The following is a 12,147-nucleotide window of genomic DNA, read 5'->3' on the forward strand; positions in this document are numbered from 1 at the left end:
CCACGGGCGCTCCACCTTGACGCCGGCTCCGGGGCGCCGCCAGGCACACCACACGACGAGGAACAACAAACAATCACGAACTGGTGCTTGACCGGGGCTCCCGCCACAGATAAGTGCCGTTCGCGCGGCCGCCGCCGGGCGTCAGCGGACCCGGTCGTACAACAGGCAGATCGCCCCGCTGTCCGTCGTGGACAGGTCGGTGAGGCTCCACGAGGACGCGGGCAGCCCGTCCGGGAAGAACCGCGCGCCGCCGCCCACCAGCTCCGGGCACAGGACGATGCTCAGCCGGTCGAGCTCGTCCGCCTCCAGCAGCGCCCGGATCACGCTGCCGCTGGACATCACCCAGATGTCGCCGCCGTCCTGCCGGCGCAGCTCCTTCACCACGGACGCCGGGTCGCTCTCGGCGAGGCGGGAGTTCTGCCAGGTCGCCTCGGTCAGCGTGGTCGAGAACACCACCTTGTCCGCCGCGTCGAGCCACCGGGAGAACGCGCGGACGCGGGGGTCGGCGCTCTCGTCGTCGGCGACGGTCGGCCAGTAACCGCCGAAGCCTTCGTAGTTCTTGCGGCCGAGCAGCACGGTGGTGGACGTGCTCATCAGGCGCTCGAGGAGGTCCAGGGCGCCGTCCGAGACGGCGTGGGCGCCGACCCAGCCCATGTCGTGGTCGCCACCGGGGCCGGTCGAGCGGCCGTCGAGGGAGAGGGAGATGTTGCCGACGACGGTGCGGGTGCCGCTGCGGGTCATGGTGTTCCTCCTGGTCAGGTCGGAGTTGATCTGGTGACGGAGGCAATGGTCGTCGCGGGGCTGCCGCGGAACATCTGCCAGGTGGCCGATATGCCGCTGTCCCCATGGCCGATCCGGTGCCAGACTCCGCGGCGATGTCCGAGGCCCATCACCTGCCGCCCGAGCTGACGTCGTTCGTCGGGCGCGAGGCCGAGCTCGCGGCCGTGGCCGAGGCGGTGGTCGCCGGGCGGCTGCTGACGCTCGTGGGCCCCGGAGGGTGCGGGAAGACGCGGCTCGCCGCGCGGACCGCGGTACGGCAGGCGCCGGAGTGGCCGGACGGCGTCTGGTGGGTGGACCTGGCCGCCGAGAGCGACGCCGACGCGGTCGCCGCCCGCGTCGCGGACGCCCTGGGCGTCCTCGTGCCCGGCGAACCGCAGGCACCGGCGGCGGTGCTGGCGCAGCTGCGGCACCGTGCGCTGCTGCTCGTCCTCGACAACTGCGAGCACGTCCTGCCGGGCGTGGCGCGCCTGGCCGCAGCCGTGCTCGAACGCTGCCCAGACGTCGGGCTGCTCGCCACCAGCCAAGCGACGATCGGGGTCTCGGGCGAGCGCGTCTGGCGCGTTCCTCCGCTGTCCCTCGCCGACGCGCTCGCGCTGTTCCTGGACCGTGCGGGAGCGCAGAGCGTCGACGGTCCGGCGCACACGGCCGCGCGGCGCGTGTGCGACCGACTGGACCGGCTTCCGCTGGCCGTCGAGCTGGCCGCGGGCTGGGCGGGGACCCTGTCCCCCGCGCAGATCGCCGAGTCCCTCGCCGAGCCGTTCACGCTGCTGACCGGCGGGCCGCGGAACGCACCGTTCCGGCAGCAGACGCTGGAGAGCTCGCTGCGGTGGAGCCACGACCTGCTCGACGACGAGGAGCGCGCGCTCTTCCGGCGGCTCGGTGCCTTCGAGCCGGGGTTCACGGCGGACGCCGCGCGAAGAGTGTGCGCGACCCCGCCGCTCGACGAGGCACGCACCCTGTGCGCCCTGCGCGGACTGATCGACGAGTCGCTGGTGATCGCCGACACGGGCGGACCCGCGGCGCGGTACCGGATGCTTGACGTCATCCGGCGGTACGCGCTGGTGCGGCTCGAGGAGTCCGGCGAGGCCGACCGCACCCACGATCGGCACCTCGACGCCTACCTCGACCTCGCCGAAGGTCTCCTGCCGCTGCTCGACACCGACAAGGACGCCTGGCGCCGGGAGGTGGGAGCCGACTACGCGAACGTCCGCGCCGCCATCGCCCGCGGCCTCTCCCGGGAGGACACGGAACGCGGCCGCCGCCTCGCCGTCGCGACGGCATGGCTCTGGCACCTCGAAGCCCGTGGCGCCGAGGGCCTGCGGCTGCTGCGCCGAGCCGTCGACCGGGCGGGGGACGAGCAGAGCGGCCTGCAGGCCCGGGTCCTCGCGGCGGTGGCGCTGGTGGCCGACACCGCGGAGGCCGGCGAGGAGGGCTACGCCGCGGCCGCGGCCGCCGAGGTGCTGGCGAGCCGGTTCGGCGACGCCGCCACCGTCCGGTGGGCCCGCCTCCTCGGCGCGATCGGCACGCTGGGCAGGGACCTCGGGACGACCTACGAGCGGGCGGTCGACGTGCGGGACGACGCACGCCGGGCAGGCGATCGCGTCGTCGCCGATCACACACAGGTCCTCGTCGGGTTGGTCCACCTCGTGCGTGACGAGGACGACCGGGCGATCGGCGAACTCGGCGCCGCGCTCGAGGGACTCCTGGCGCGCCACGACCGCGGGGTCGCGGCCACGGCACTGGCCTGCACGGCGGTCGCGTCGACCCACCGTGGCCGGCTGGCCGACGCCGCCGACCTCGCCGGGCGCGCGGTGGCGACGGCGCAGCCGCTCCGCGACTTCCACCGGGTCGGTTCCGCGCTGAGCGTTTTGGCCGAGGTCCGCGCGCTGCAGGGCGACCTCGACGCCGCCCAGCAGGCCCTCGAACCCGTGCGGAAGCTCATCGACGACTCGGGACTGTCCCCGTTCATCCCCGGCTGGGAACGGGCGGGCGCCCGGCTGGCGCTGTGGTCCGGGCGGCCGGACCTCGCCGTGCAGTGGTGCCGCCGGGAGGGCGGCGCGCCGTCGGCCGACGACGCCCTCACCCCCGACACGCAGGTCGTGCTGGCCGCCGCGCTGCGACTGGAGGGCGAGCAGGCCCGGGCACACCTGCTGGTGGCAGGCGTGGAGAAGATCGCCGAGGCGATGGCCATGCCGCGCGTGCGTGCCGATTCCGTCGAGCAGCGGGCCCATCTGCTGGCGGACGACGACCCGGACGCGGCCGTCGCAGCTCACCACGAATCGCTGCGCCTCAGGACCGAGCACGGCCTCGTCCTGGGATGTGTCGACAGCCTGGAAGCCCTCGCGCTCATGGCGTGCCGGCGCGACGCGGTCGAGTTCGCTGCGGTGCTGCTGGGCGCGGCCGAGCGGGCCCGCGCCGAATCGGGATACGCGGCAGGCTCCTCCCGGCACCCGCTCCTCGACGATCCCGCCGTGGGCGAGGCCGTCGCCCGCGGGCGGGAGATGGACCTTCGTGCGGCGGCGGCGTACGCGGGCCGGGCGCGAGGTGCGCGCGGGCGGCCCACATCGGGCTGGGGCAGCCTCACGCCGACCGAGCGCGAGGTCGTCGAGCTGGCCGTGCAGGGGCTGTCGAACCCGGAGATCGGCACGCGGCTCTTCATGAGCCGGGGGACGGTGAAGACCCACCTGGCGCACGTCTACGCCAAGCTCGCGGTGGCCAATCGCACCGAGCTGGCCCGCCTCGCAACCCGGGAACACGCTCCCCGTTCCTGACGGCGGCACGTGGCCCCGCCCTGCGGGCAGGGAGCCGGGACACTGGCCGGATGGGCTCACCGACGACACCCGCACCCGACGATCCGCAGCACCGCCCGCCCGCGGACGACCCGCGGCTCGACCTCGTCGCGGGGTCCGTCGAACTGCGCCACGGCCGGCTCGAGTTCGTCCGCCCGCGGGAGGCCACCGCACTGCTCTACGAGGAGGACGTGGCGGCCGACCAGGCCTACCCGCCGTACTGGGCGGAGGTGTGGCCGAGCGGGGTCGAGCTCGCGTACGCGGTGTCGGCGCGGGAGTGGGCCGGGGCGAGTGTCCTCGAGCTGGGCTGCGGTCTGGGTCTACCGGCCGTCGCGGCCGCGCTCGGCGGCGGGGAGGTGCTCGCCACGGACCGCTCCCCCGACGCACTCGCGTTCGCCGCGGTCAACGCCGAGCGCAACGGCGTGGCGATCGGGACGGCCGTGTGCTCGTGGGCGGAGCCGGCGCCGGTCACCGAGGCTGCGCCGTGGCGGCTCGTGCTCGCCGCCGACGTGCTGTACGGGCAGCGCAACATCGCGGAGCTGCTCGCGCTGCTCCCACGGCTCGTCGACGACGGCGGCGAGGTGTGGATCGCCGACCCGCAGCGGCCGCTCGCCGGGGAGTTCCTGGCCGCCGCGCGGCGGGACTGGGACACCGTGACCACGGCCGCGACCCGGGACGACGGGGTGCGGCTCCACCGGTTGGCCGCTCCGCGCACGAACCTGCGTTGAAGCGAATCGGCCCCTCACCCGTCGAGCACGGTGAGGGGCCGCTTCCGGTCCGGGCCGGGCATCAGTGGAGCTGCTCGCGCTTGTTGCGTCCGGCGATCGCCTCCGCGGTCCCCACGAGCAGGACGGCGGCGATGACCGCGACGACGAAGCCGAGCACGTTGAGCTCGAAGATGCTACCGGTGCCGAGCAGGCTGGCGATCGAGCCTCCGATCACGGAACCCACCAGGCCGAGCAGGAGGGTCGCGATCCAGCCGAGGTTCTGCTTGCCGGGCTTGATGAGCCGGGCCAGTGCACCGATGATCAGGCCGGCGACGATGAAACCGATCATGAACACTCCTCACGTCTCGGGTGGGCGTGGGCCTGGCGACCGGCGGCCGCAGGCGGAAGGCTTCGGCGCCACCCGAACTCCGGGGTATCCCGTTGCACTCGTTCTTGAACGTGGCCGCGCGACGGCCACGTTCCGGCGTGATCGAACTCGCGGGACCGGCCGCCCGGCGCGGTGCCATGCTCCCCGGGACACGTAGCCGACCCACCGACAGGAGTCCCGTGGCACGCAGCGACCTCTCCCTCGACGAGCTCACCGCCTACCGCCCGGACGTGCGCGAGCCTGCCGACTTCGACGCCTTTTGGGCCCGCACGCTGGACGAGACCAGGGCGCACGACCTGGACGTCCGCGCGGACGAGGTCGCCACCCCGTACACCACGGTCACGGTCCGCGACGTGAGCTTCCGCGGGTTCGGCGGCGACCGGATCGGCGCGTGGTTCACGACTCCCCGTGGGCACGAGGGCCCACTGCCCGCGGTCGTCGAGTTCATCGGCTACAACGGCGGGCGCGACCTGCCCGGTGAGGCGCTGCACTGGGCCAGCGCGGGGTACGCGCACCTGCTCGTCGACACGCGCGGGCAGGGGGCCCGGTGGGGCGGGGGCGGGCGCACCGCCGACCCGCACGGCTCCGGGCCGAGCACCCCCGGGTTCATGACCCGCGGCATCGAGCACGCCGACACCTACTTCTACCGGCGCGTCTTCACCGACGGCGTCCGGGCGGTGGAGGCGGTGCGCACCCTGCCGGGGGTGGACGCGGCACGGGTGGCGGTGCAGGGGATCAGCCAGGGCGGCGGGATCAGCCTCGCCGTGGCGGGCCTCGTCCCGGACCTCGTGGCGGCGATGCCGGACGTCCCGTTCCTCTGCCACTTCGAGCGGGCGCTGGACATCTGCGACAAGGACCCGTTCGCCGAGATCACCCGCTACCTGTCGGTGCACCGCGCCCGGGCCGACGAGGTGCTGGACACGCTCGCGTACTTCGACGCGGTCAACTTCGCCCGCCGCGCCTCCGCGCCCGCGTTCTTCTCGGTGGCCCTCATGGACATGGTCTGCCCGCCCTCCACCGTGTACGCCGCATACAACCACTACGCGGGCCGGGACAAGGACGTCGCCGTCTACCGCTTCAACGACCACGAGGGCGGGCAGTCCTACCAGCGCCAGGCCCAGATCCGCCGGCTGGGCGAGCTCCTGGGCCGCTCCTGAACGTCAGGCGGGGCGGGTCAGCGGCGCACGGCGTGCGCAGGCACCTTCTTCGCCACGGCCTTCTCCGAGCCCGCGCCGGTCAGTGCCCGCACCTCCATCTCGGCGTGCCGGGTGGCCGCGGCCGGCTCCCGGCCGCCGAGGAACGTGCCGATGATCCCCAGCAGGAACGACGCCGGGATCGACACCAGCCCGGGGTTCGACAGCGGGAAGACCGCGATGTCGACGGACGGGATCATCGAGGTGGGGCTGCCGGTCACGGCGGGCGACAGGACGATCAGCAGCACGCAGATCACGAGCCCGCCGTAGATGCTGAACAGCGCCCCGGTGGTGTTGAACCGCCTCCAGAACAGCGAGTAGAGGATGGTCGGCAGGTTCGCCGAGGCCGCCACGGCGAACGCCAGCGCCACGAGGAACGCCACGTTCTGGTTGCGGGCGAGGATGCCGGCCGCCACCGCCACGACGCCGACGCCGACCGCGGTGCGGCGGGCGACGCGGACCTCCGCGTCCGGGGCCGCCGTCCCGCACTTGATCACGTTGGCGTACACGTCGTGCGCGAACGACGCCGACGCCGTGATCGTCAGCCCGGCCACCACGGCGAGGATCGTCGCGAACGCGATCGCCGAGATGATGCCCAGCAGCAGTTCCCCGCCGAGCTGGTAGGCCAGCAGCGGCGCCGCCGGAGTTGGTGCCGCCGGGCGCGGTGGAGATGCGCTGCGCGCCCCCGGGCACCAGCGCGGCCGCGCCGTAGCCCAGCACCAGGGAGAACAGGTAGAAGATCCCGATCAGCCAGATCGCCCACACCACCGACCGACGGGCCTCCTTGGCGTTCGGCACCGTGTAGAAGCGCATCAGGATGTGCGGCAGGCCCGCCGTCCCGAGCACCAGCGCCAGGCCGAGCGACAAGAAGTCGATCTTCGCGAGGTCGGACGCGCCGAACTGCAGCCCGGGGATCAGCAGCCGCTCGCCCAGCTCCTTCGTGCCGGACGACGTCTCGATGGACGGGTTGGCCTCCACCGCCTCGCCGAGGAGCGCGGACAGGTCGAACGCGAACCGGCCGAGCACCCACGTCACGAGCGTGGCGGCGCCGACGAGCAGCAGGCCGGCCTTGATGATCTGCACCCAGGTGGTGCCCTTCATCCCGCCCACGAGCACGTAGACGATCATCAGGATGCCGACGATGGCGATCACGATGCCCTGGCCCAGGGTGTTGCTGTTGGGGATCTGCAGCAGCAGCGCCACCAGCGCGCCGGCACCGGCCATCTGCGCCAGCAGGTAGAAGAACGACACCACCAACGTCGACGTCGCCGCCGCAGCCCGCACCGGACGCTGCCGCATCCGGAACGCCAGCACGTCCCCCATCGTGAACTTCCCGGTGTTCCGCATCGTGTTGTCCTCGCCGCCGATCCCGTCCGGGACCGCGACGAGACGTCTCAGCTGCCCGACCGGCCGCCGCGCGGCCGTTGCCCGGCCCGGCGCGACCGGACCCGGTACCGCTGTCTCCGCGGTCGGTGCAACGAACCTGCGGCGGCGCGGATGCGACCAGGGGTGACAAGATGATCACCGTTGGGCACGGTGGGCACCCCCGGTCCGACGGCCGTGGCCACGATCAGGTGCTCCCGTCGCTGTGACGAGAAAGCGGCAACGGCGGGAACGCGACCGCGTGGTGCTGATCAGCGCGCCGGACTCGCCGTTGGCGCCACCGGCACGTGGATCACCGATCGTGGCCGCGACCCTCACCCGGATGCGCCGTCACACCTTCGAGTGGTCCCGGCGCGTCGCTCACGGCCCGTGGCCCCTCCGGTCGCCCGACCGGCGCCGCCCGAGGCGTCACCAGGGTCGGTGGCGTGAGCCGCACCGAGCGTGCCGATCTCGGCCAGGTGGCGTACGAGCGGGCCACCGAGGACGTGCGGGACTTGGGTCGCGCAGCGGCAGCCGGCCGGACGCCGCCCGTCGACGCCGAAGTGCGGGACGCGGTGGCCGCGGCGCTGGAGGCGGCCTGACGGCGGATCAGTGCTCGCCGATCAGCCTCCGCAGCACGTCCTTCGACCGCAGTGGCGTCTCCGCCTGGACGCTGACGCGCTCCATTACCGCGAGGTAGTCCTCCACCTCGGGGCGCTTGTCCAGGTAGACGGCGCTGTTGAGCTGTTCGAGGTACACGACGTCGGGCAGGTCCGGCTCGGCGAACCGGAGGATCGTGAACGGGCCGCCGGCCGCGGCGTGCCCGCCGAAGCGGAAGGGCAGCACCTGCACCGTGACGTTCGGTAGCGCGGTCATCTCGAGCAGGTGCTCCAGCTGGGCGCGCATCACGCCGCGGGAGCCGAAGGGACGGATCAACGCGGCCTCGTCGAGCACCGCCCACAGCTGCGGAGCGCCGGGCTCGGTGAGGATCTTCTGCCGGGCGATCCGCAGGTGCACGCGCCGGTCGATCTCGTAGGCCGACTCGGCCCCGTGCCCGACCAGGATGACGTTGCGGGCGTACTCCTCGGTCTGCAGCAGCCCCGGCACGAACTGCACCTGGTAGGTGCGGATGAAGGTGGCTGCCTGCTCGAGGCCGAGGTACATCTCGAACCAGCTCGGCAGCACGTCGCCGTGCTGGTGCCACCAGCCCCTGGCGTTCGCGCGCCTGGCCAGCCCGAGGTACTCCTCGCGCTCCTGCTCGTCGGTGACGCCGTATAGGGTGAGGAGGTCGACGATGTCGCGCTCCTTGAACCCGACCCGCCCCAGCTCCAGCCTGCTGATCTTGGCGTGGGAGGCACGGATCGCGTCGCCCGCCGCCTCCCGGCTGATCCCGCTCGCCTCGCGCAGCCTGCGCAGCTGGGTGCCCAGGACGATCCGCAGGACGGTGGGACCGCCCTGCTGGGCCGGGTCGAGCGGTCCGATCCGGGGGCCGACGCCCGACGGCTCCGGCTTCACGGCGCTCTCCTCACGGGCGACCCGTCCTGACGACTCGGCGGCCCGGAGGCCGCAGCGGCACACCGGCCGGCGGCGACGCCACCTCCGGCGGTCGGAGCATAGCCCGCTCGAGGGTGCATGGCCGGGCCTCGCCGGCGCTCGTCGACCGCATCAAGCAAACGCGCTGTGCCCGATGGTGAGCTCGCAAGCTCGCTCACGAGACGAGGTCGTCGAACTCCCCGTCCTTCGCCCCGCGGATGAACGCCGCGATCTCGGCGGGCGTGTAGATCAGGGCGGGGCCCTTGGGGTCGCGCGAGTTGCGGACCGCGACCTCCCCGCCCGGGAGGTGGGCCAGCTCGACGCAGTCGCCGTTGGGGTTGCTGGCCCGGCTCTTCCGCCAGGTGACGGGGCCGAGGTCCGGTGCGAGCGCCCTGAGCGCCCTGTTGTCGTGCTGGGGCATGTCGACCCTCCGTGCCGTGGGCATCAAATGCAGCTGCAGATGCACGTGCAGATGCACGTCGTGCAGATGTACTTGCAGATGTTGTTGCAGACAGGCTTGCGGACGCAAGCCGCAGACGCCACACTGTTACCCAGGGGTGTGCTCCCGAGCACACCCGGGATCGGGGCTGTGTGCGGAGTGGTGGGGAGCCGTGAGCAGAGCGCGTCGACAGTCGGCCACGTCCGAACTCGCACGCGGGGTCACCGCCACCGTGTCCGTCACGTGCCTCAGTGACGGTAGGGCCCACGACGTACCCGACACCGAGCTCTCCCAGCCCAGCGGGTACTACTCCGCCCTCTGCGGCCACGTGGTGGCCGCCGCCCCGATGGTGGCGCCCGAAGGTGCCCCCTGCCCGCTCTGCGCCGAGGTGTGGGACCTCAACCACGGGCGCCAGCGGCGACGCTTGCACTTCTGACCCCCCGACCCGGCGCATCCCGCCGTCCCGGCGCCCCGCGTCCGTCCGCCGTCAGGCATGCTACCGCCGGTAACGCCTGGCCTCAGGGACGAGACGGTGGAGCGGGATGACGACATCTAGGCACGACTACGACGTGCTGGTGATCGGATCGGGTTTCGGCGGTTCGGTCTCCGCGCTCCGGCTGACGGAGAAGGGCTACCGCGTCGGCGTACTGGAGGCAGGGCGGCGATTCGCCGACGCCGGCTTCCCGAAGACCTCGTGGGACGTCCGGAAGTTCCTGTGGGCACCGAAGCTCGGCTGCACCGGGATCCAGCGCATCCACCTGTTGCCCGACGTCGTCGTGCTGGCCGGGGCCGGCGTGGGCGGCGGGTCACTCGTCTACGCGAACACGCTGTACCGGCCAAAGTCCGACGCCTTCTACAACGACCCCCAGTGGGCGTACATCACCGACTGGCGCACCGAGCTGGCGCCGTTCTACGACCAGGCCGCGCGCATGCTCGGCGTGGTGCCGAACCCGACGATGACGCCGTCGGACCGCGAGATGCGGCGGTTGGCGCAGCAGATGGGCGTCGGGGGCAGCTTCGGGATGGCACCGGTCGGGGTCTTCTTCGGGCGCGACGGCCACAAGGAGCCGGGCGTGGAGATCGACGACCCCTACTTCGGAGGCGTGGGGCCGCGCAGGCGCGGGTGCCTCGAGGTGGGCGAGTGCATGACCGGCTGCCGCCACAACGCCAAGAACACCCTCGTCAAGAACTACCTCCACCTGGCCGAGCTGGCGGGTGCGACCGTGCATCCGCTCACCACCGTCGCGCGGGTGCGGCCGCTGGCGTCCGGCGGCTACGCCGTCGACACCGTGCGTACCGGTGCGTGGCGGGCCCGCCGCACCGCGCGGACGTTCACCGCCGAGCAGGTCGTCCTCGCGGCGGGCACGTGGGGCACCCAGGACCTGCTGCACCGCATGAAGGCCGACGGGACCCTGCCCGCGCTCTCCGACCGGCTCGGCACCCTGACCCGCACCAACTCCGAGGCGCTGTGCGGCGCGGGCGTCAAGCTGCGCCACCGCCGCCACCACGACTTCACCCAGGGCGTGGCGATCACCTCCTCCATCCACCCGAACGCCGACACCCACATCGAGCCCGTCCGCTACGGCAAGGGCTCGAACCTGATGGGCCTGCTCGGCACCGTCATGACCGACGGCAGGTCGCGTTTCGTGCCGCGCTGGCTGCGGTGGCTCGGCCAGGTCGTCCGCCACCCGGGGCAGCTGGTGTCGCTCTACGCCGGGCTCGGCCACTGGTCGGAGCGCAGCATCATCGCGCTCGTCATGCAGACCCTCGACAACTCGCTCACCCTCCACCTCGTGCGCGGACGGTTCGGGCGGGTCCGGCTCAGCTCCGAGCAGGGGCACGGCCAGCCCAACCCCACCTGGATCCCCGCCGCCAACGACGCCATGCGCCGGCTCGCCCGCAACATCGACGGCATGCCGTTCGGCAGCATCGGCGAGGTCGTCGATATCCCGATGACCGCGCATTTCCTCGGCGGCGCCGCGATCGGCGACTCCGCCGAGACCGGGGTGGTCGACCCGTACCACCGCGTGTACGGCCACCCCGGGCTGCACATCGTCGACGGCTCGACGATCTCGGCGAACCTCGGCGTGAACCCGTCCCTGACGATCACGGCGCAGGCCGAGCGCGCGATGGCGCTGTGGCCGAACAAGGGCGACGCCGACACCCGCCCCGCGCCCGGCTCGCGCTACCGGCAGCTCGCGCCCGTGCCGCCCCGGCGCCCGGTCGTCCCGGAGACGGCCCCGGCGGCGCTACGGCTGCCGGTCGTCGACATCCGCTGAGCCGCCTGCGGACCGTCCCGTGCTCGCCGTGGGAGTGCGGTTCTCGCGGAACAGACTGCAGGAACCCGCCACTCACGGCGATCACGAGGCTGGTGATCGCCGTGAGATGACGGTAGGTGCGCTTCGGGAAGCGGGAACGGCGATCTCGCGACGACCACGGGATCCGGCGGCTTCGCCAGTCGCACTTCAACTTCTTGTTGACCCCTTCAACAGCGAGTTGTAGCGTCCCCCCTCCATCGACCGGGCCGCACCGAGTTCCCGGCGAACACCTACTACCGGACGCACGGCCCGGACGGGCGCCCCATCCGGTCGTCGACGATGTTCCTGCGCGACGCCGACGGGGGGTCGCGATCGGGTGTCTGTGCGTCAACAGCGAGCTCGCGGGCGGGTCCGCGACGAACCCGGCGGCGCCGGCGGGCACCCGCGACGAGACGTTCCCCCTGGACGTCGACAGCCTCCAGCGGTTCCTCGTGGACCGGGCGGTGGAGCACGTCGAGGTGCCGGTGGAGCTGATGAAGAAGCAGCACAAGGCCGCGGTGGTGCGGGAGCTGGACGAGGCGGGCTACTTCCTGATCAAGGATGCGGTGGACTTCCTCGCCGCCGAGCTGAAGGTCACCCGCTACACGATCTACAACTATCTCAACGAGATCCGCGGCTGACCCGGCCGCCGTGCCACC

General features: G+C 72.9%; 9 protein-coding genes and 2 pseudogenes. 6 read left to right on the plus strand and 5 right to left on the minus strand.

Translation table 11 applies throughout. The annotated features are described in order from the left end of the window. Positions 1-141: 141 nt before the first annotated feature. A complete protein-coding gene (locus KME75_RS17475; protein WP_219415901.1) occupies positions 142-741 on the minus strand; it encodes a dihydrofolate reductase family protein in 600 nt (199 codons plus the stop codon). Positions 742-875: 134 nt separating this feature from the next. On the opposite strand from KME75_RS17475, the gene KME75_RS17480 reads away from it, so the two are divergent. Both KME75_RS17480 and KME75_RS17485 read left to right on the plus strand, forming a co-directional pair. Next, the gene (locus KME75_RS17480) at positions 876-3,551 is read left to right on the plus strand and encodes a helix-turn-helix transcriptional regulator (RefSeq protein WP_219415902.1); all 2,676 of its coding nucleotides are present in this window, start codon (positions 876-878) and stop codon (positions 3,549-3,551) included. A gap of 50 nt (positions 3,552-3,601) precedes the next feature. After that, positions 3,602-4,297 (plus strand): class I SAM-dependent methyltransferase, encoded by a 696-nt coding sequence (locus KME75_RS17485; protein WP_219415903.1) that lies wholly within the window; start codon positions 3,602-3,604, stop codon positions 4,295-4,297. Between the two features lie 61 nt (positions 4,298-4,358). Here the strand turns inward: KME75_RS17485 and KME75_RS17490 are convergent, their stop codons facing one another. Continuing rightward, positions 4,359-4,625: a GlsB/YeaQ/YmgE family stress response membrane protein gene (locus KME75_RS17490; RefSeq protein WP_219415904.1), complete on the minus strand. Its 267-nt coding sequence runs from the start codon at positions 4,623-4,625 to the stop codon at positions 4,359-4,361. Positions 4,626-4,843: 218 nt separating this feature from the next. Between KME75_RS17490 and KME75_RS17495 the strand changes: the two genes are divergently transcribed. Then, positions 4,844-5,821, plus strand: coding sequence for an acetylxylan esterase (locus tag KME75_RS17495; RefSeq protein WP_219415905.1), 978 nt, complete (start codon positions 4,844-4,846; stop codon positions 5,819-5,821). Between the two features lie 17 nt (positions 5,822-5,838). On the opposite strand, the pseudogene KME75_RS17500 reads toward KME75_RS17495, so the two are convergent. Beyond that, positions 5,839-7,204 (minus strand): annotated as a pseudogene (locus tag KME75_RS17500) (solute symporter family protein); the annotation flags it as partial. Positions 7,205-7,665: 461 nt separating this feature from the next. Between KME75_RS17500 and KME75_RS17505 the strand changes: the two are divergent. Beyond that, the gene (locus KME75_RS17505) at positions 7,666-7,821 is read left to right on the plus strand and encodes a hypothetical protein (protein WP_219415906.1); all 156 of its coding nucleotides are present in this window, start codon (positions 7,666-7,668) and stop codon (positions 7,819-7,821) included. A gap of 7 nt (positions 7,822-7,828) precedes the next feature. On the opposite strand, the gene KME75_RS17510 is transcribed toward KME75_RS17505, so the two are convergent. Then, on the minus strand, positions 7,829-8,734 hold the full coding sequence (locus tag KME75_RS17510; RefSeq protein WP_372452617.1) for a Sco1979 family transcriptional regulator: 906 nt from the start codon (positions 8,732-8,734) through the stop codon (positions 7,829-7,831). A 193-nt stretch (positions 8,735-8,927) separates the two neighbouring features. Next, a complete protein-coding gene (locus KME75_RS17515) occupies positions 8,928-9,173 on the minus strand; it encodes a DUF397 domain-containing protein (RefSeq protein WP_219415907.1) in 246 nt (81 codons plus the stop codon). A gap of 560 nt (positions 9,174-9,733) precedes the next feature. On the opposite strand from KME75_RS17515, the gene KME75_RS17520 reads away from it, so the two are divergent. Both KME75_RS17520 and KME75_RS17525 read left to right on the plus strand, forming a co-directional pair. Then, on the plus strand, positions 9,734-11,470 hold the full coding sequence (locus KME75_RS17520) for a GMC oxidoreductase (RefSeq protein ID WP_219415908.1): 1,737 nt from the start codon (positions 9,734-9,736) through the stop codon (positions 11,468-11,470). 267 nt (positions 11,471-11,737) lie between these two features. Next, positions 11,738-12,129 (plus strand): annotated as a pseudogene (locus KME75_RS17525) (helix-turn-helix transcriptional regulator); the annotation flags it as partial. Positions 12,130-12,147 lie beyond the last annotated feature (18 nt).

It is taken from the genome of Pseudonocardia nigra (genome assembly GCF_019396355.1).
GTDB classification, from domain to species: domain Bacteria; phylum Actinomycetota; class Actinomycetes; order Mycobacteriales; family Pseudonocardiaceae; genus Pseudonocardia; species Pseudonocardia nigra.

Coding starts and splice junctions, on each gene's coding strand:
- KME75_RS17475 (WP_219415901.1), bottom strand. CDS start 741: ATGACCCGCAGCGGCACCCGCACCGTCGTCGGCAACATCTCCCTCTCC.
- KME75_RS17480 (WP_219415902.1), top strand. CDS start 876: ATGTCCGAGGCCCATCACCTGCCGCCCGAGCTGACGTCGTTCGTCGGG.
- KME75_RS17485 (WP_219415903.1), top strand. CDS start 3,602: ATGGGCTCACCGACGACACCCGCACCCGACGATCCGCAGCACCGCCCG.
- KME75_RS17490 (WP_219415904.1), bottom strand. CDS start 4,625: ATGATCGGTTTCATCGTCGCCGGCCTGATCATCGGTGCACTGGCCCGG.
- KME75_RS17515 (WP_219415907.1), bottom strand. CDS start 9,173: ATGCCCCAGCACGACAACAGGGCGCTCAGGGCGCTCGCACCGGACCTC.
- KME75_RS17520 (WP_219415908.1), top strand. CDS start 9,734: ATGACGACATCTAGGCACGACTACGACGTGCTGGTGATCGGATCGGGT.